Consider the following 17,997-nt stretch of genomic DNA (forward strand, 5'->3'; position numbering starts at 1 on the left):
CCGGTCAGGCGTAGGCGGGCATGCCGTAGTGGACCGGCAGGGGATCCACCGGCGCCGGGAAGCTGACCTCCTCCCATGCCTCGCGCTCGGCGAGCAGGGCCCGGACCAGCCTGTTGTTGAGCGCGTGGCCGGACTTGTAGCCGGCATAGGCGCCGAGGACCTGGTGACCGGCGAGGTAGAGATCGCCGACCGCGTCCAGGATCTTGTGGCGGACGAACTCGTCGGCATAGCGCAGGCCGTCGTCGTTGAGGACGCGGAACTCGTCCAGCACGATCGCGTTGTCCATCGAACCGCCGAGGCCGAGGTTGCGCTCGCGCATGTACTCCAGATCGCGCATGAAGCCGAACGTGCGTGCGCGGCTGACCTCGCGGATGTAGGTCTCGGTGGAGAAGTCCACCACCGCGTGCGACTGCGTGGGCGGGATGGCGGGGTGATCGAAGCGGACCGTGAACTCGAGGCGGAAGCCGTCGTACGGCGTGAACCGCGCCCACTTGTCGCCCTCGCGCACTTCCACCGGGCGGGTGACGCGGATGAAGCGCTTGGGGGCGTCCTGTTCCTCGATGCCGGCCGACTGCAGCAGGAACACGAACGGCCCGGCCGAGCCGTCCATGATCGGCACCTCGGCCGCGGACAGCTCGATGCGGCAGTTGTCGATGCCGAGGCCGGCCAGCGCGGACAGCAGGTGCTCGACCGTCTGCACCTTCGCCGGACCGCACGCCAGGCCCGTGCACAGCACGGTCTCGGCGACCAGGTCGGCGCGCGCCGGCACGTCGGTCGGCGGTTCCAGATCGACGCGGCGGAACACGATGCCGGTGTCCACCGGCGCCGGGCGCAGGGTGAGGAAGACCTTCTGCCCGCTGTGCAGCCCCACGCCGGTGGCGCGGATCACGTTCTTGAGGGTGCGCTGTCGGATCATGGCGGGCAGCCTCCCGCGCGACGGCGGAAAACCTGGACGGGGGTATCACGGCGACCGTGAAGAGGCCGGAGAGGGTAGCACGGGGGTCGCTGAACCTGAACGGAAGAGTCCAGTGTCGCGGCCGGATGGTGCGTCCCATCGCCGGAAGCAAAACGGCCGGTCGGCACGTGCCGACCGACCCCAACGCCCGGACGCGCCGGGCAAGGCGGAGAAGCGGTCGCGGCGCCGGCCGTCGTCCGCCTCGCGGCGGAACGACGACCCACGGCGTGGCGGGCGGAGCTCAGTCCGCCTGCCGACGCAGGAACGCCGGGATGTCCAGGTAGCTGGCGTCGTTGCCGAAATCGGCCACCGCCGGCGCGGAGGCCTCGACTCGGCCGCGCAGGCTCCCGGCGAAGCCGGGCACGGCCGGCTCCATGCGGTCCATCGCCGAGAACTCCGGCTGGCCGGTGGTGGCGTTGCGTACCAGTTGCACCGGCGCGCGCTGGTATTCGCGCTCGCCGCCGCGCACGCTCTGGCGCGTGGTCGCGCGGTTGAGGCCGGTGGCGACCACGGTGACGCGCACCTCGTCCTGCATGTCCGGATCGAGCACGGTGCCGATGACGACGGTGGCGTCCTCGCTGGCGAAGTTCTCGATGGTGCGGCCGATCTCGTCGAACTCCGCCATCGTGAAGTCGGAGCCGGCGGTGATGTTGACCAGGATGCCGTTGGCGCCCGCCAGGTTGACGTCGTCGAGCAGCGGGTTCTGGATCGCCGCTTCCGCCGCCGCCTGCGCGCGGTCGTCGCCGCGGGCGGAACCGGTGCCCATCATCGCCAGGCCCATCTCGCTCATCACCGTGCGCACGTCGGCGAAGTCGACGTTGATCAGGCCCGGGCGCACGATCAGGTCGGCGATGCCCTGCACCGCGCCGAGCAGCACGTCGTTGGCGGCGCGGAACGCCTGGATCATGGTCGCGTTGCGGCCGAGCACGGTGATCAGCTTCTCGTTCGGGATCGTGATCAGCGAGTCGCAGTGGTGCGACAGCTCCTCGATGCCCTTCAGCGCCACCTGCATGCGGCGGCGGCCCTCGAACGGGAACGGCTTGGTGACCACGGCGACGGTGAGGATGCCCATCTCCTTGGCGAGCTGCGCCACCACCGGCGCGGCGCCGGTGCCGGTGCCGCCGCCCATGCCGGCGGTGATGAACACCATATCGGCGCCGGAAAGCGCGTCCATGATGCGCTCGCGGTCCTCGAGCGCGGCCTGGCGGCCCACTTCGGGGTTCGCGCCCGCACCGAGGCCCTTGGTGACGTTGCTGCCGAGCTGCAGCTGCAGCTTGGCGCCGCAGTTCTTGATCGCCTGCGCGTCGGTGTTGGCGGTGATGAACTCCACGCCGTCGACGCTGCTGTTGACCATGTGCGCGACCGCGTTGCCGCCGCCGCCGCCCACGCCGATGACCTTGATCACCGCGTTCGGGGCCATCTTCTCGACCAGTTCGAAATGTGCCATGTCCTCGTCCTCCGCTTGGTGGCCGGGAATCGGGAATGGGGAATCGGAAATCGATTCCGCGTTCTCCGTTCCGGCGTCTTTGTGTGTGTTGTCTACTCGGGGCCTACCTGCTTCGCGTTGCCGCTTGCGCCTGCTGCTCTTGCTCTTCCGATTCCCTGTTCCCTGTTCCCTATTCCCTGTTCCCTGTTCCCGACTCGCGATTCCCGTTCGCCGCCACGCTCAGAACTCACCGCGATACCAGTTCTTGAGCTTCGCCAGCAGCCCGCCGGCGCGCCCGGTCGACAGCACCGGGCGCCGCGGGTTCTCGATCTGGCTGCCCATCAGCAGCAGGCCGACGCCGGTGGCGTGCACCGGGTTGCCCACCACTTCGCCGAGGCCGGTGACGTGCTGCGGGATGCCGACGCGCACCGGCATCTGCAGCATCTCCTCGGCCAGCTCGACGACGCCTTCCATCTTGGAAGCGCCGCCGGTCAGCACCATGCCGGCGCGCACGTGCGGCTCGAAACCGCTGCGGCGCAGCTCGGCCTGCACCATCTCGAAGATCTCCTCGTAGCGCGCCTGCACCGCCTGCGCCAGCGAATGGCGCGGCATCCGGCGCGGCGGACGGTCGCCCACGCTCGGCACCTGGATGCTTTCCTCGGCGGTCGCCATCTGCGCCAGCGCGCAGGCATAGCGCACCTTGATCTGCTCGGCCTCGGGCGTGGGCGTGCGCAGCATGTGCGCGATGTCCTCGGTGACCTTGTCGCCGGCGATCGGCAGCGAGGCCGAGTGCGCGATCGCACCCTGCACGAACACCGCGATATCGGTGGTGCCGGCGCCGATGTCGACCAGCACCACGCCGAGCTCCTTCTCGTCGGCGGTCAGCACCGCGGTGCTGGAGGCGAGCACGCTCAGGATCAGGTCGTCGACCTGCAGGCCGCAGCGCTGCACGCACTTGGTGATGTTGGCCGCCGCCGACTGCGCGCACACGACGAGGTGGGCGTGCACCTCCAGCCGCACGCCGGTCATGCCGACCGGGTTGCGGATGCCTTCCTGCGAGTCGTCCAGCACGTAGTCGCGCGGGATCGCGTGCAGGATCTTCTGGTCGGCCGGGATCGCCACCGCCTTGGCCGCCTCCAGCACGCGTTCGAGATCGCCGTAGGTGACCTCGCCGTCGCGGATCGGCGCGATGCCCTGAGAGTTGCGGCACTGGATGTGGCTGCCGGAGATCGAGGCGTACACCGAGCGGATCTCGCAGCCGGCCATCAGCTCGGCCTCCTCGACCGCGCGCTGGATCGACTGCACGGTCGATTCGATGTCGACCACCACGCCGCGCTTGAGCCCGCGCGATTCGTGGCTGCCGATGCCGATCACCTCGATCGGATTGCCGGGCGAGTACTCGCCCACCAGCGCCACCACCTTGGAGGTGCCGATGTCGAGGCCCACGATCAGCGATTTGTCGCCCTTGCGGTTCATGTCGTTGGTCGGGAATCGGGAATAGGGAGTCGGGAATCGATCGACGGGACGAAGGCGCGAGCGACACGGGGTTCGGGCGGCGGCGTGGCGGAGCGGCTCCGGGATGCGGCCTTCCCGGCTCCCGACTCCCCATTGCGGGTTTCCGGACGCCAGGCCAGCGCGAAGCCGTTGGTGTAGCGAAGATCCGCACGCTCCAGCCGCTGTCCGCCGGCCAGCAGGCGCGGCAGCAGGCGGGTGAAGCGCGCCAGGCGCGGGCGCACTTCGCTGCGGCCGAGCACCACCTGGGTGCCGGTGTGCAGGGCGAGCGACCAGCTACCGCGCTTGTCCAGCCGCACCTCGCGCACGCGCAGGCCGATCGGCGCGAACAGCGCGCGCGATTCGTTGTAGACCGCGACCACGTCGCGCACGCGCGCGTCCGGGCCGTCGAAGCGCGGAAGGTTCGCGGGCACGCGCCCGCGACCCGGATCGAACAGCCGGCCTTCGGTGGACAGCACGCGGTCCTCGCCCCAGCGCGCGAACGGTTCGTGCTCGTCGACGATCACTTCCAGCACGTCGGGCCAGCGCTTGCGCACTTCCGCGCGCGCCACCCACGGCAGGCGCGCGACCGCCGCCTGCGCCCGATCCAGCGGCACCGCGAAGAAGCCGCGGCGCGCGTACGGCACCAGCGTCGCGCGCAACTGCGCTTCGCTCACGTGCTCGAACTCGCCCGTCACCCGCAGCCGGCGCAGCGGCCACTGCTCGGCGCCGATCCAGCCGTTGAGCACGGCCACGACCGGCAGCGCGACCAGCGCCAGCGCGATCAGCCAGGTGAGCAGGCGCAGCAGCGCGGTCACGGGCGCGCGCCTCCCACCGACGTCTCGAGGATGCGCCAGCACAGCTCCTCGAACCCGATGCCGAGCTGGCGCGCGGCCTTCGGCACCAGCGAGTGGCTGGTCATGCCCGGCGCGGTGTTCACCTCGAGCAGGTAGAGCCGGCCGCTGGCGCGGTCGCGCATCACATCCACGCGTCCCCAGCCGCTGCAGCCGGCCGCCTCGAAAGCCGCCAGCGCGATGCGGCGGATCTCTTCTTCCGCGGCGCCGTCGAGGCCGGGGCACAGGTACTGCGTGTCCTCGGCGACGTACTTGGCGTGGTAGTCGTACCACTCGCCCTTCGGCACGATGCGGATCGACGGCAGCGCGCGGTGGATGTCGCCGTCGCGCAGGATGCCGACGGTGAGCTCGTCGCCGACGATCAACTGCTCCATCAGCAGCTCACCCGGGTACTGCGCGGCGAGCGCCACCGCCCCGTCGAGCCCGGCGTCGTCGAATACCCGCGACACGCCGACGCTGGAGCCCTCGCAGGACGGCTTGACGATCACCGGCAGGCCGAGTTCGCGCGCGGCGGCGTGCACGTCGGCGCCCTTGGCGAGCCGCACGTAGCGCGGCGTCGGCAGACCGAGCGACAGCCAGACCTGCTTGGTGCGGATCTTGTCCATCGACAGCGCCGAGCCGAGCACGTCGGAACCGGTGAACGGCACGCCGAGCGCGGTCAGCAGCCCCTGCAGCACGCCGTCCTCGCCGCCGCCGGCGCTGCCGTGCAGCACGTTGAAGACGCGGTCCACGCGCCCGCCGCGGATCGCCTCGATCAGCGCCGGAATGCCGTCGACCGCGTGCGCGTCGATGCCGCGCGCGCGCAGCGCCTCGAGCACGTTGCGGCCGGAGTCGAGCGACACCTCGCGCTCGGAACTGGTGCCGCCCATCAGCACGGCGACGCGGCCGAACACCGCGGGATCGGCGAAACGCGGCGGCGAGAAGGAAGTCACGTGATCTCTCCCGGAAAACCCTGCGCGGCCAGGCGCTGCGCGGCAGCGCCGATGTCCCCCGCGCCCATCATCAGCAGCAGATCGCCGTCGGCCAGCACGTCCGGCAGCACGCCGGCGATCTCGGCGGCACCGCCGACCACGACCGGGTCGATGCGCCCGCGCGCGCGGATCGCACGCGCCAGCGCCTTGGCGTCGGCGCCGGCGATCGGCGCTTCGCCGGCGGCATAGACCTCGGTCAGCACCAGCGCATCGACGCTGGAGAGCACGGCGGCGAACTCGTCGAGCAGATCGCGCGTGCGCGTGTAGCGGTGCGGCTGGAACGCGACCACCAGGCGCTTGTCCGGCCAGCCGCCGCGCGCGGCGGCGAACACCGCTTCGAGCTCCTTCGGGTGATGGCCGTAGTCGTCGACCAGTTGCACGCGCGCGCCCTTCGGCGTGACCAGCTCGCCGAGCCGGTTGAAACGGCGGCCGATGCCGGCGAAGCCCTTCAGCGCGCGTGCGATCGCCTCCGGCGCGATGCCGAGTTCCCAGCCGATCGCCGATGCCGCCAGCGCGTTCTGCACGTTGTGGCGGCCCGGCAGCGCCAGTTCGACCGGCGTGCGGCTGCCGTCCGGCAGCACCAGCGTGAAGCGCATGCAGGGGCCGTGCTGGCCGATGTCCTCGGCGCGCACGTCGGCCTGCGGGTCGAAGCCGTAGGTGAGCGTGTGCCGCGGCATCTGCGCGGCCAGTTGCGCCACCTCCGCATCGTCGATGCAGAGCACCGCCAGGCCGTAGAACGGCAGCCGGTGCAGGAATTCGGCGAACGCCGCCTGCACGCGGGCGAAATCGCCGCCGTAGTTTTCCAGGTGGTCGGCGTCGATGTTGGTGACCACCGCCATCTGCGGCGTCAGGCGCAGGAAGCTGCCGTCGCTCTCGTCGGCCTCGGCCACCAGCCAGTCGCCCTTGCCGAGCTTCGCGTTGGCGCCGGCGGCGAGCAGTTGGCCGCCGATCACGAAGGTCGGATCGAGCCCGCCCTCGGCGAGCACGCTCGCGGTGAGCGATGTGGTGGTGGTCTTGCCGTGGGTGCCGGCGATGGCGATGCCGCGCTTGAAGCGCATCAGCTCGGCCAGCATCTCCGCGCGCGGCACGATCGGGATGCGCTGCGCGCGCGCCTCCAGCAGTTCGGGGTTGTCGGCGCGGATCGCGCTGGACACGACCACGCAGTCGCTGCCGAGCACGTTGGCGGCGGCGTGGCCGCGCTGCACGTCGATGCCGAGCGCGGCCAGCCGCCGGGTGACCGCGTTGTCGGCCATGTCCGAGCCGGACACGCGGTAGCCGAGCGTGCACAGCACTTCGGCCAGGCCGCTCATGCCGACACCGCCGATGCCGACGAAATGCACGCGCGGCGCGCGGCCTTCGGCCACCGCGCGGGCGATGTCGCCGAGGTACGGGATACGGCGGGTGCGCGACGGGCTCATGCGGCCGTCTCCGAAGTTTCGATGACGATCCGGGCGACGCGCTCGGCGGCGTCCGGCCGCGCCAGCGCGCGGGCCGCGTCCGCCATCCGCAGCAGCGTCCCGCGCGCGGCGCATTCGCCGATCTCCCGCACCAGCCGCTCGGCGAGATCGCCGCCCTGCGGCAGCAGGCGCGCGGCGCCGTGTTCGACCAGGTATTCGGCGTTGCGGGTCTGGTGGTCGTCGACCGCCTGCGGGAACGGCACCAGCAGGCTGCCCACGCCGGCGGCGCACAGTTCGGCCAGCGTCAACGCACCGGCCCGGCACACCACCAGGTCCGCCCAGGCGTAGGCCTCGGCCATGTCGGCGATGAACGGTTCGACGGCGGCGGCCACGCCGGCGTCGCGGTAGGCGCGTTCGGCCTCGGCCAGCAGCTTCTCGCCGCACTGGTGGCGCACTTCGACCGCGTGCGTCAGCCGCAGCACGGCGAGCGCCTGCGGCACCGCGGCATTCAGCGCGCGCGCGCCCTGGCTTCCGCCCAGCACCAGCAGGCGCAGCGGCCCTTCGCGGCCGGCGAAGCGCTCGGCCGGAGGCGGCAGCATCGCGATCTCGTCGCGCACCGGATTGCCCACCGCCTCCTCGCGCGCGAACGTGCCGGGGAAGCCGGTCAGCACGCGGGCGGCGAACCGCGCCAGCACGCGGTTGGTCATGCCGGGCGCGCGGTTCTGCTCGTGCACCAGCAGCGGCACGCCGCACAGCCGCGCCGCCAGTCCGCCGGGGCCGGCCGCGAAGCCGCCGAAGCTGATCACCGCGCGCGGCGCGTGGCGGCGGATCAGCCGGCGCGCGGCACGCACCGACGCCGCCAGCGTGAACGGCGCGCGCAGGAGGGTGCCGACGCCCTTGCCGCGGATGCCGCGCACGTCGATGGTGTCGATGTCGATGCCATGCGGCGGCACCAGGCGCGTTTCCATGCCGCCGGCGCTGCCGATCCAGCGCACCGGCACGCCGCGCGCGCGCAGGGCATGGGCGGTCGCGATCGCCGGGAAGATATGCCCGCCGGTGCCGCCGGCGAGCAGGATCACGGGACGGCCCTTCACGGCGTCACCCCCAGCGTCGGTTCGATGCGCTGACGCAGGCGGCTGGTGCCGCGCAGCGGCGTCACCGCCGCCGCCGGGCGCGCCGGCTCGCCCGCGGGCGCGGCCGGCGCGGGTGCGGCGGCCGCCTCGCTGCGGCGCAGCGCGACCTGGCGCTTGGCGCGATCGAGTTCGTAGGACACGCGCAGCAGCAGACCGAGCGCCGCGCAGGTCATCACCACGCTGGAGCCGCCGTAGGACACCAGCGGCAGCGTCAGCCCCTTGGTCGGCAGCATGCCGAGGTTCACGCCGATCGAGACGAAGCTCTGCAGCCCCATCCACAGCGCGATGCCGAACGCGACGTAGCCGGCGAAATAGCGGCGCATCCGCACGCATTCGTAGCCGACCCACAGCGCGCGGCCGACCAGCAGGGTGAACAGCGCCACCACCAGCAGCACGCCGGCGAAGCCGAGCTCCTCGCCGATCACCGCGAGGATGAAGTCGGTGTGCGCCTCGGGCAGGTAGTTGAGCTTCTGCACCGAGGCGCCGAGCCCGACGCCGAACCACTCGCCGCGTCCGATCGCCATCAGCGCGTTGGCGAGCTGGTAGCCGTCGCCGAACGGATCCTTGAACGGATCGGTGAATGAGGTGATGCGGCGCATGCGGTAGGGCTCGGCGATCGCCACCGCGGCCAGCGCCGGCAGCAGCAGCAGCACCGGCCCGAACATGCGCGGCATGTTCACCCCGCCCAGCACCAGCATGCCGCCGGCGATCGCCAGCAGCAGCGCCGAGGAGCCGAAGTCCGGCTGCAGCAGCAGCAGCACCACGAACAGCAGCACCACGACGAGCGGCTTGAGCATCGCCGGCCAGGTGGCGCTGACCTCCTCGCTGTAGCGCTTGAGGTAGCTCGCCATCCAGACGATGAAGAACACCTTGACCGCCTCGACCACCTGGAAGTTGGACACGCCGAGGTTGATCCAGCGCCGCGCGCCCTTCACCGTCGCCCCGATGCCGGGGAGCAGCACCGCGACCAGCAGCGCCAGGCATACCGGCAGCAGCCACTGGGCGTACTTCTCGATCGTCTTCAGCTCCATCCGCATCACCAGCAGCGCGGCCACGGTGCCGGCGCCGATGAACATCAGGTGGCGGGTCAGGTAGTAGTACGGCGAGGCCGCCTGCGCGACGCCGCTGGAGCCGACCATCACCACGCCCAGGCAGGCGAGCGCGACGATCGCGGCCAACAGCCACGCGTCGAAGCGGCCTCCGATCGCCTCCAGTCGCAGCGCCTGGCGGGTGCCGACATCCATCAGCGCACCTTCAACGTGGCCAGGCCGACCAGCACCAGCACCACCGAGATGATCCAGAAGCGCACGATCACGCGCGGTTCCGGCCACCCCTTCAGTTCGAAGTGGTGATGGATCGGCGCCATGCGGAACACCCGCTTGCCGGTCATCTTGAACGACGCCACCTGGATCATCACCGACAGCGTCTCGATCACGAAGATGCCGCCCATCACCACCAGCACCAGTTCCTGGCGGACGATGACGGCGATGGTGCCGAGCACGGCGCCCAGCGCGAGCGCGCCGATGTCGCCCATGAACACCATCGCCGGATAGGTGTTGAACCACAGGAAGCCGAGGCCGGCGCCGGCGATCGCGGCGCAGATGATCACCAGCTCGCCCGCGCCGGGGATGCTCGGGATCTGCAGGTAGTTGGAGAACACCGCGTTGCCCGAGGCGTACGCGAACACGCCGAGCGCGCAGGCGACCAGCACGGTCGGCATGATCGCCAAACCGTCGAGGCCGTCGGTGAGGTTGACCGCGTTGGAGAAGCCGACGATCCAGAAATAGGCGATCGCCACGAAGGTGACGCCGACCAGCGGCAGCGCCACCGCCTTGAAGAACGGGATGTAGAACGTGGTCGCCGCCGGCACGTCGGCGGTGTAGAACAGGAACAGGCCGGCGCCGAGCCCGAACAGCGACTGCAGCGCGTACTTGGTGCGCGAGCGCATGCCGTTCGGATCGCGGCGGACGATCTTGATCCAGTCGTCCCACCAGCCGATCCAGCCGAACGCCAGCATCACCACCAGCACCAGCCAGACGTAGCGGTTGCGCAGGTCGCCCCACAGCAGCACCGAAGCGGCGACCGTCAGCAGGATCAGCGCGCCGCCCATGGTCGGCGTGCCGGCCTTGGAGAAATGCGACTGCGGGCCTTCCTTGCGGATCGGCTGGCCGCCCTTGAGCTGCGCCAGCCGCCGGATCACCGCCGGCCCCCACCACAGCGAGAGCGCGAGCGCGGTGAGCGCGGACAGGATGCCGCGGAAGGTGAGGTAGTTGAACAGACCGAACAGGCTCTGCAGCTGTTCCAGCCAGCGCGCCAGCTCAAGCAGCATGATCGTCCCCCTTCCCCTCGGCCGCGAGCAGGGCCGTCACGATCCGGTCCATCGCGCTGCCGCGCGACCCCTTCACCAGCACCCGGACGCCGCCGCCGGCAGCGGCCAGCGCGGCGCGCAAGGCCTGCGCCAGCGCATCGTGGCTGTCGAAATGCGCGCCGCCCGCGCCGAACGCGTCGACCGCGTGCGCGCTGAGCTCGCCCAGCGCGAACAGCCGTGCCACGCCGGCCGACCGCGCACGACGGCCGGCCTCGCCATGCAGCGCGGCGGCGTCGGCGCCGAGCTCGCGCATGTCGCCCAGCACCAGCCAGGCCGCCTCGCCGGTCGCACGGCAGGTTTCGGCCAAGGTGTCGATGCCGGCGGCGAGCGAGCCCGGGTTGGCGTTGTAGCTGTCGTCGATCAGATGCGCGCCGCCGGGCAGGCGGTGCGTCACCAGCCGTCCGGCCACCGGCCGCGCCGCGGCGAGCCCGGCGGCGATGGTCGAAAGCGGCACGCCGAGGCCGAGCGCGAGCCCCGCCGCGGCGAGCGCGTTGCGCACGTTGTGGCGGCCGGCCATGTGCAGTTCCACCGGCGCCTCGCCCTGCGGTGCGACCAGCACGAAACGCGAGCCGCCGTCGAACGGCTCGATGTCGCGCGCGGTGAGGTCGGCGCTGTGGTCCAAGCCGAACCAGAGCAGGCGCCGGCCGTGCGCGCGCTCGGCGAAGTACGGCGCGAAAGCGTCGTCGGCGTTGATGACGGCGGTGCCCTCCGGCGGCAGCGCGTCGTAGATCGCGGCCTTGGTGTCGGCCACGCCGAGCAGGCTGCCCATGCGCTCCAGATGCGCGGGCGCGATGTTGTTGACGATCGACACGTCGGGACGCGCGATCGCGCACAGGTAGGCGATATCGCCCGGCTTGCCGGCGCCCATCTCGTAGACCGCGAACTCGGCGTCCTCCGGGGCGTCGATCACCGCCAGCGGCAGGCCGATCTCGTTGTTGCGGTTGCCGGGATTGGCGTACGCGCGGCCGGCGCGCTCGAGGATGGCGTGGACCAGCGTCTTGACGCTGGTCTTGCCGTTGCTGCCGGTGATCGCCACCACGCGCGTGCGGCGTTCGCGCTGCATCGCGGCGGCCAGATCGGCGAGCGCGCGCTCGGTGTCGGCGACGACGACCTGCGGCAGGTCGGCATCCACCTCGCGCGCCACCAGCGCCGCGGCCACCCCGCCGCGCGCCGCGGCGGCGACGTGATCGTGACCGTCGAAACGCGCGCCCCTGAGCGCGACGAACAACGGCGCGCCCGTGGCCGGCAAGGCGCGGGTGTCGGTGCAGACCGCGTCCACCGTGCGGTCCTCGCCGCGCACACGGCCGCGCGCGATGCGGGCGATGTCGGATAGCCGCAGCGGCCTCATGCGCGGATCTCCAGCGCGCGGCGCGCCACTTCGGTGTCGTCGAACGGGTGCTGCACCCCGGCGATCTCCTGGTACGGTTCGTGGCCCTTGCCGGCGATCAGCACCACGTCGTGCGGGCCGGCCCCGGCGATGGCGGTTTCGATGGCGACGCGGCGGTCGCGTTCGACGACGACCCGCTCCGGCGCGCGGAAACCGGCGCGGATGTCGGCGACGATCGCATCGCCGTCCTCGTGGCGCGGGTTGTCGTCGGTGACGACGATGCGATCCGCCAGTCCCTCGGCGATCGCCGCCATCTGCGGACGCTTGCCGCGGTCGCGCTCGCCGCCGCAGCCGAATACGCAGATCAGTCGGCGCGCGGCATGCGGGCGCAGCGAGCTCAGCGCCTGCTGCAGCGCGTCCGGCGTGTGCGCGTAGTCGATCACCACCAGCGGCCGCACGCCGTCGCCGCCGAGCCGGTTCATCCGTCCGTGCACCGGCTGCAGTTGCCCCAGCCGTTCGGCGATGTACGGCGCGGGCTCGTCCAGCGCATACAGTGCGCCGGCGACCGCGAGCAGGTTGTCGACATTGAAGCGCCCCAGCAGCGGCGAGCGCACGGGGAAGCGCTCGCCTTCGATGTCGAGCGTGAACGCAAGGCCGGCGGCGTCCGGACGGATGTCGCTGGCGCGCAGCTCGGCCAGCGGCTGGCCGCGCGAACTCACGCCGATCGCGCGCAGGCCGCCCGGCAGGCGGGCGAACAGCTCGCGGCCGAAGCCGTCGTCGAGGTTGATCACGGCCGCCTGCAGCCCGGGCCAGGCGAACAGCTTCGCCTTGGCGGCGCCGTAGCGCGCCATGTCGCCGTGGTAGTCGAGGTGGTCGCGGGTGAGGTTGGTGAACACCGCGACGTCGAAGTGCACGCCGTCGACGCGGCCCTGGTCGAGCGCGTGCGAGCTGACTTCCATCGCCAACGCCTGCGCGCCCTCGTCGTGCATGCGCGCGATCAGCGCGTGCAGCGGCAGCACCAGCGGGGTGGTGAAGCCGGTCGGTTCGACGCGTCCGTACAGGCCGGCGCCGAGCGTGCCGATGGTGCCGCAGGTGCGGCCCATGCGCGTCCACGCCTGCGCGAGCAACTGCACGGTCGAGGTCTTGCCGTTGGTGCCGGTGACGCCGACCACGTCCATGCGCGCGGTCGGCCGGCCGTAGAAGCGGTCGGCCATCTCGCCGAGCCGCGCGCGCAGCCCGGGTACGGCGACCGCGCCGCGCGGCAGCGCGATGCCGGGCGGCACCGGCGGCTCGTACAGCACGATCGCGGCGCCGGCCGCCTGCGCATCGGCGGCGAACTTCAGCCCGTGCGCGCCGAACCCGGCGATGGCGACGAACGCATGCCCCGGACGCACCGCGCGGCTGTCCTGCGACAGCCCGGTGATCGTCAGCCCGGCCGGAATGGCCGCCACGTCCGGCAGCAGCTCCGTCAGCAGCATCGCGCGCGCGCTCATCGGCCGGCCTCCGCGGCGGGCGCCGGCAGCGGCGCCCGCACGGTGAGCGGGGTGGCCGCGGCGAGGTCGTCGACCGGCAGCACCGGGCCGCTCTCGCCGCGCTGCTGGCGCTTCAGGCCATCGGCGGTCTGCGCGGCGATCCAGGTTTCGATGTCGTCCGGCGCCACGTCCATCAGCCGCAGCGCGCCCTCCATCACCGAGCGGAACACCGGCGCCGACACCAGGCCGCCGAAGTAGCCCTTGGCCGGATCGGGATCGTCGATCACCACCACCATCGAGAAGCGCGGCGCGTGCGCCGGCACCACGCCGGCGAAGAACGATACGTAGCGGCGCGAGTAGCCGCCGCTGGCGTTGAACTTGCGGGCGGTGCCGGTCTTGCCGGCGACGTGGTAGCCGAGGATCGCGGCCTGCTCGGCGGTGCCGCCGGGCTCGGTGACGGTCTGCATCATCCGCACGATCTCGCGCGCGGTCGGCGCGTCGAGCGCCTCGCGCGCCTCGCCGCGCTGGCCCTTGACGAAGGTCGGCGTCAGCAGGCGGCCGCCGTTGCCGAGCGCGGCGTAGGCGCGCGCGATCTGCAGCGGCGTGGCCGACAGGCCATAGCCGTAGGACATGGTCGCCTTGGTGGTGCCGCTCCAGCTCGACGGCGGCGGCAGCACGCCGGACACCTCGCCGGGGAAGCCGCTGCCGGTGGAGCGCCCGTAGCCGAAGCGGCGGATGAACTCGTAGAAGTACTCATCGTTCATCCGCGCGGCGAGCTTGGCCGCGCCGATGTTGGAACTCTTGGTGATCAGCCCGGTGACGGTCTGGATGCCGTAGTTGCGGTGATCGCTGATGGTGTAGCGCCCGAGCTGCATGTGCCCGGGCGAGACGTCGATCAGCGTCGCGGGCGTGGCGATGCCGGCCTTGAGCGCGGCGGCCACGGTGATCGGCTTCATGGTCGAGCCCGGCTCGACCACGTCGGTCACCGCGCGGTTGCGGTGCGCGTCGCGATTGCCGCCGCCGACCGCGTTCGGGTTGAACGTCGGCAGGTTCACCATCGCCAGCACCTCGCCGGTGTGCACGTCGAGGATGACGGCGGAACCGGCCTTGGCGCCGGTGCGCTCCAGCGCCGCGCGCAGTTCGCGGTAGGCGAGGAACTGGATGCGGCGGTCGATGCTGAGCGTGAGGTCCTTGCCCGGCTGCGCGGGGCGCACCAGGTCGACGTTCTCGACGATGCGGCCCTTGTTGTCGCGGATCACCCGCTTGGCGCCGGGCTTGCCGCGCAGCCACTCGTCGAACGCGAGTTCAAGGCCCTCCTGGCCGCGGTCGTCGATGTTGGTGAAGCCCAGCACGTGCGCCAGCGCCTCGCCCTGCGGGTAGAAGCGGCGGTACTCGCGCTGCGAGAACACGCCCGGCACGCCGAGCGCGAGGATGCGGCGCGCTTCGTCGGGGTTGATGCGGCGCTTGAGGAAGACGAACTCGCGGTCGGCGCGCTGGCTCAGCTTGCGGGTCAGCTCGTCGAGCGGCGCGCCCAGCGCGGCCGCCAGCCGCGGCAGATGCTGCGGGGCCTTCAGCAGTTCCTGCGGGTTGGCCCAGATCGACTCGACCGGCGTGGACACCGCCAGCGGCTCGCCGTTGCGGTCGGTGATCATCCCGCGCGAGGCCGGGATCGGAATCTCGCGCAGCGAGCGCGCGTCCGCCTGCCGGCGGTAGAAGTCGTTGTGCACCACCTGCAGTTCGAACGCGCGCACCACCAGCGCCACCGAGCACAGCGCCAGCGCGCCGCCGACGATCTTCAGCCGGCCACGAAGATCGAACTGCGGCCGGCCGCGCAGCGGGCCTATGCCGCGCGCGCCGTCGCCGCCGCGCAGCCGTTCGCGCAGACGGTTCAGCAGCGAGTCGCGGGCGGAATCGCGTCGGCCGTTCACGGGCGCACCACCACGATCTCGCCGGCCTCGGGAAACTTCATGCCGAGACGCTCGCGCGCCACCTGGTCGATCCGGTTGGCCTCGGCCCAGGTCGCCTGCTCGAGCTGCAGCCGGCCGAATTCGATGTTGAGCTCGTCGCGCTGCTTCTCCAGCCGGGTCAACTGCACGAACAGCAGGCGGTGCTGGTGCCGCGAATACACCACCCCGAGCGCGGAGACGATGTTGGCGACCACCAGCAGCGTCAGCAGCAGGCGCAGGCTCATGGCGCGTCTCCTGCGCCGAGGTGCGGGAACCGGGAATCGGGAACGGGGAATCGACCGGAAAGCGGGCTGGCGCCCCCGGTGTCCGGGGACGCGGGCGATGACCCCGCACCTTCGATTCCCGATTCCCGATTCCCGATTCCCAGTTTCTCCGCCACCCGCAACACCGCGCTGCGCGCGCGCGGGTTGTCGGCGATCTCGGCCTCGTCGGCCTTGATCGCATCGCCGATGGCGCGCAGGGTCGGGGTGAAGTCCGGCACCACCGGCATGCGCCGGCTCGCCGGCGGCGCCTTGGCGTGGCGGGCGATGAACTGCTTGACGATGCGGTCTTCCAGCGAGTGGAAGCTGATCACCGCCAGCCGCCCGCCCGGCTTCAGCCGCGCGTGGGCGGCATCGAGCCCGGCCTCGAGATCGCCCAGCTCGCGGTTGATGTGGATGCGGATGGCCTGGAAGCTGCGCGTGGCCGGATGGATGCGGCCGTCGCCGCGCGGCAGCACGGAAGCGATGAGTTCGGCGAGCTCGCGCGTGCGCAGGATCGGCTGCTGCGCGCGGCGCGCCACGATCGCGCGCGCGATGCGTCGGCTCTGGCGCTCCTCGCCGTAGCGCCAGAGCACGTCGGCGATCTCGCGCTCGGAGGCGGAGGCCAGCCACTCCGCGGCGCTCTCGCCGGAGGTCGGGTCCATCCGCATGTCGAGCGGGCCGTCCTTGCCGAAGCTGAAACCGCGCTCGGCGACGTCCAGCTGCGGCGAGGACACGCCGAGATCGAACAGCACGCCGTCGAGCCCGTCCGCGGTGGCGCTCCAGTCGGCCAGCTCGGCGAAGCTGCCGTGGCGCACCGACACGCGCGCGTCGCCGGCGAACTCCGCCTGCGCGATCGCGATCGCTTCCGGGTCCTTGTCCATCAGCAGCAGCCGCCCTTCCGGTCCCAGCCGTTCCAGCACGCCGCGGGCGTGTCCGCCGCGGCCGAACGTGCCGTCGAGGTAGATGCCGTCGGCACGCACCTGCAAACCGTCCAACACCTGCGCGTAGAGGACGGGGCGGTGGCCGGAGCCGGCATGCGCGCGGTCCATGCCACCCTCCGTCATAGCTGCAGGTCGAGCAGCTCGTCGCTCAGATCCTCGTCAGTGATGGTCTGACGGATCTGCGCGTGATGCGCCTGCTCGCTCCACAACTCGAACTTGTCGCCCATGCCCAGCAGCACGGCCTTCTTCTCGATGCCGACCGCGGCGCGATGGCTGGCGGGAATGCCGATGCGGCCGTTGCCGTCCAGCTCGACATGGCAGGCGGCGCCCACCAGCTTCAGCTGCATGCTGCGGTTGACCTTCTTGGCCTTCGGCAGCGCGTTGACCTGGTCGCGCACGCGCTCCCAGACATGCACCGGATACAGGTACAGCGAACCGGCCTCGAACGGGTTGTAGGTGATGACCAGGCGGTTGCCGCACTCGCGCGCGACGAGGTCGCGGTAGGCGGTGGGCACCGCCAGCCGGCCCTTGTCGTCGATCGTGATGGCGGTTTCGCCCTGGAACATTGCCCGTCCGTCCGGCGCGCCGCTCTCCGGCGGCGTCGCCCTGTCGGTTCGCCCTGCGGCGAACGTGGCCACGGAAAACCACTAAAAACCCGGTTTTCCCTCGGAATGCCACCTTAGGAGCGCCCCGGAGCGATGTCAACCGCGTTTCCGGGCTGATTTCCCTTGATCGATCAAAGGCTTGGGCCACACTTCAGAGACCGGTTCAAGAGTCGGCCGGTAGCGTTTGATTCGTCTCAGATTGTGAGACGGACGACCGTGCGCCTGGCCGGCAGGCCCGACGCGGAGCGGACGGCACGGCCGAGGCTTGTCGGCGCAGGCCCGGAAGCCATCTGCGCAATCTATCGGGAAGTGCAGTAGCGATTGCCTGCGCCAACCGAATGCACGACGCCTGCCGCTCACGGGGTGGCGACGCCCCGCGACGTAGGGTGCCGCGCGTCACGCCCACGGGTGTCGGAAAGCGGGGAGGGAAAGCAGGTGGCGCTGGGAGGGATTCCGAAGCCGCGGCGCGTCCTGCTGACCGTCGGTGCGACGCTCCTCGTCGGCCTGGCGGCGCTGCTGGGGTTTGCCGCGGCACTGCCGAGCGCACCCGATCCGGTCACCGAGTGGAACGCGATCGCGGCGACCGTGACCGGCTCGTTGAATCGCGGGCTCGCGCGGCAGCGGGCGTTGGCGATGGTGCACCTGGCCATCCACGACGCCTGCAACGCCGTCCGCCCGGTATACGCCAGCTACGGCGGGCCGCCGCCCGCACCGGCCGGCGCCTCGGTCGATGCGGCCATCGCCGCCGCCGCGCACGAAGTGCTGCGCGCCACCGTGGAGCGGCCGTCGCCGACGCTCGAGGTGGCCTACTACCGCGCGCTGCTGGCCACCCCGCCGGGCGAGCCGCG

At 71.7% G+C, this 17,997-nt stretch carries 15 protein-coding genes; all 15 read right to left on the reverse strand.

Going from position 1 to position 17,997, the window contains the following annotated elements:
- Nucleotides 1-4 precede the first annotated feature (4 nt).
- The 15 genes from lpxC to mraZ all read right to left on the reverse strand — a co-directional run bounded on the left by lpxC (nt 5) and on the right by mraZ (nt 17,110).
- The gene (gene lpxC, locus FQY64_RS05115; RefSeq protein WP_146472625.1) at nt 5-916 is read right to left on the reverse strand and encodes a UDP-3-O-acyl-N-acetylglucosamine deacetylase; all 912 of its coding nucleotides are present in this window, start codon (nt 914-916) and stop codon (nt 5-7) included.
- A 280-nt stretch (nt 917-1,196) separates the two neighbouring features.
- The gene (ftsZ, locus tag FQY64_RS05120) at nt 1,197-2,402 is read right to left on the reverse strand and encodes a cell division protein FtsZ (RefSeq protein WP_146472626.1); all 1,206 of its coding nucleotides are present in this window, start codon (nt 2,400-2,402) and stop codon (nt 1,197-1,199) included.
- A gap of 219 nt (nt 2,403-2,621) precedes the next feature.
- Nucleotides 2,622-3,857, reverse strand: coding sequence for a cell division protein FtsA (gene ftsA, locus FQY64_RS05125; protein WP_146472627.1), 1,236 nt, complete (start codon nt 3,855-3,857; stop codon nt 2,622-2,624).
- Nucleotides 3,854-4,690: a cell division protein FtsQ/DivIB gene (locus FQY64_RS05130; RefSeq protein WP_146472628.1), complete on the reverse strand. Its 837-nt coding sequence runs from the start codon at nt 4,688-4,690 to the stop codon at nt 3,854-3,856. The genes ftsA and FQY64_RS05130 overlap by 4 nt, the downstream gene beginning before the upstream one ends.
- Complete coding sequence (locus FQY64_RS05135; RefSeq protein ID WP_146472629.1) at nt 4,687-5,658, reverse strand: D-alanine--D-alanine ligase; 972 nt, start codon at nt 5,656-5,658, stop codon at nt 4,687-4,689. Before FQY64_RS05135 ends, FQY64_RS05130 begins: the two co-directional genes overlap by 4 nt.
- Nucleotides 5,655-7,115: a UDP-N-acetylmuramate--L-alanine ligase gene (murC, locus tag FQY64_RS05140; RefSeq protein WP_146472630.1), complete on the reverse strand. Its 1,461-nt coding sequence runs from the start codon at nt 7,113-7,115 to the stop codon at nt 5,655-5,657. Before murC ends, FQY64_RS05135 begins: the two co-directional genes overlap by 4 nt.
- Entirely contained in the window at nt 7,112-8,188 is a 1,077-nt protein-coding gene (gene murG, locus FQY64_RS05145; protein WP_229814893.1) for an undecaprenyldiphospho-muramoylpentapeptide beta-N-acetylglucosaminyltransferase, read from the reverse strand. Before murG ends, murC begins: the two co-directional genes overlap by 4 nt.
- Entirely contained in the window at nt 8,185-9,471 is a 1,287-nt protein-coding gene (gene ftsW / locus FQY64_RS15030) for a putative lipid II flippase FtsW (protein ID WP_229814894.1), read from the reverse strand. Before ftsW ends, murG begins: the two co-directional genes overlap by 4 nt.
- A complete protein-coding gene (gene mraY / locus FQY64_RS05150) occupies nt 9,471-10,556 on the reverse strand; it encodes a phospho-N-acetylmuramoyl-pentapeptide-transferase (RefSeq protein ID WP_146472632.1) in 1,086 nt (361 codons plus the stop codon). Before mraY ends, ftsW begins: the two co-directional genes overlap by 1 nt.
- The gene (locus tag FQY64_RS05155; protein WP_146472633.1) at nt 10,546-11,943 is read right to left on the reverse strand and encodes a UDP-N-acetylmuramoyl-tripeptide--D-alanyl-D-alanine ligase; all 1,398 of its coding nucleotides are present in this window, start codon (nt 11,941-11,943) and stop codon (nt 10,546-10,548) included. The genes mraY and FQY64_RS05155 overlap by 11 nt, the downstream gene beginning before the upstream one ends.
- Entirely contained in the window at nt 11,940-13,400 is a 1,461-nt protein-coding gene (locus tag FQY64_RS05160; RefSeq protein WP_146472666.1) for a UDP-N-acetylmuramoyl-L-alanyl-D-glutamate--2,6-diaminopimelate ligase, read from the reverse strand. The genes FQY64_RS05155 and FQY64_RS05160 overlap by 4 nt, the downstream gene beginning before the upstream one ends.
- 11 nt (nt 13,401-13,411) lie before the next feature.
- Nucleotides 13,412-15,265: a peptidoglycan D,D-transpeptidase FtsI family protein gene (locus FQY64_RS05165; protein WP_425476671.1), complete on the reverse strand. Its 1,854-nt coding sequence runs from the start codon at nt 15,263-15,265 to the stop codon at nt 13,412-13,414.
- A 53-nt stretch (nt 15,266-15,318) separates the two neighbouring features.
- A complete protein-coding gene (gene ftsL / locus FQY64_RS05170) occupies nt 15,319-15,585 on the reverse strand; it encodes a cell division protein FtsL (protein ID WP_146472634.1) in 267 nt (88 codons plus the stop codon).
- Nucleotides 15,582-16,652, reverse strand: coding sequence for a 16S rRNA (cytosine(1402)-N(4))-methyltransferase RsmH (gene rsmH / locus FQY64_RS05175; protein WP_229814895.1), 1,071 nt, complete (start codon nt 16,650-16,652; stop codon nt 15,582-15,584). Before rsmH ends, ftsL begins: the two co-directional genes overlap by 4 nt.
- Nucleotides 16,653-16,663: 11 nt before the next feature.
- Nucleotides 16,664-17,110: a division/cell wall cluster transcriptional repressor MraZ gene (gene mraZ / locus FQY64_RS05180; protein ID WP_146472636.1), complete on the reverse strand. Its 447-nt coding sequence runs from the start codon at nt 17,108-17,110 to the stop codon at nt 16,664-16,666.
- Between the last annotated feature and the right edge of the window lie 887 nt (nt 17,111-17,997).

The organism is Vulcaniibacterium thermophilum (assembly GCF_007923255.1).
Taxonomy (GTDB): domain Bacteria; phylum Pseudomonadota; class Gammaproteobacteria; order Xanthomonadales; family Xanthomonadaceae; genus Lysobacter_F; species Lysobacter_F thermophilum.

Bases quoted from the DNA above. Each gene is read 5' to 3' on its own strand.
- lpxC (WP_146472625.1), bottom strand. From the start codon at position 916: ATGATCCGACAGCGCACCCTCAAGAACGTGATCCGCGCCACCGGCGTG.
- ftsZ (WP_146472626.1), bottom strand. From the start codon at position 2,402: ATGGCACATTTCGAACTGGTCGAGAAGATGGCCCCGAACGCGGTGATC.
- ftsA (WP_146472627.1), bottom strand. From the start codon at position 3,857: ATGAACCGCAAGGGCGACAAATCGCTGATCGTGGGCCTCGACATCGGC.
- murC (WP_146472630.1), bottom strand. From the start codon at position 7,115: ATGAGCCCGTCGCGCACCCGCCGTATCCCGTACCTCGGCGACATCGCC.
- ftsW (WP_229814894.1), bottom strand. From the start codon at position 9,471: ATGGATGTCGGCACCCGCCAGGCGCTGCGACTGGAGGCGATCGGAGGC.
- mraY (WP_146472632.1), bottom strand. From the start codon at position 10,556: ATGCTGCTTGAGCTGGCGCGCTGGCTGGAACAGCTGCAGAGCCTGTTC.
- FQY64_RS05155 (WP_146472633.1), bottom strand. From the start codon at position 11,943: ATGAGGCCGCTGCGGCTATCCGACATCGCCCGCATCGCGCGCGGCCGT.
- FQY64_RS05160 (WP_146472666.1), bottom strand. From the start codon at position 13,400: ATGCTGCTGACGGAGCTGCTGCCGGACGTGGCGGCCATTCCGGCCGGG.
- ftsL (WP_146472634.1), bottom strand. From the start codon at position 15,585: ATGAGCCTGCGCCTGCTGCTGACGCTGCTGGTGGTCGCCAACATCGTC.
- rsmH (WP_229814895.1), bottom strand. From the start codon at position 16,652: ATGGACCGCGCGCATGCCGGCTCCGGCCACCGCCCCGTCCTCTACGCG.
- mraZ (WP_146472636.1), bottom strand. From the start codon at position 17,110: ATGTTCCAGGGCGAAACCGCCATCACGATCGACGACAAGGGCCGGCTG.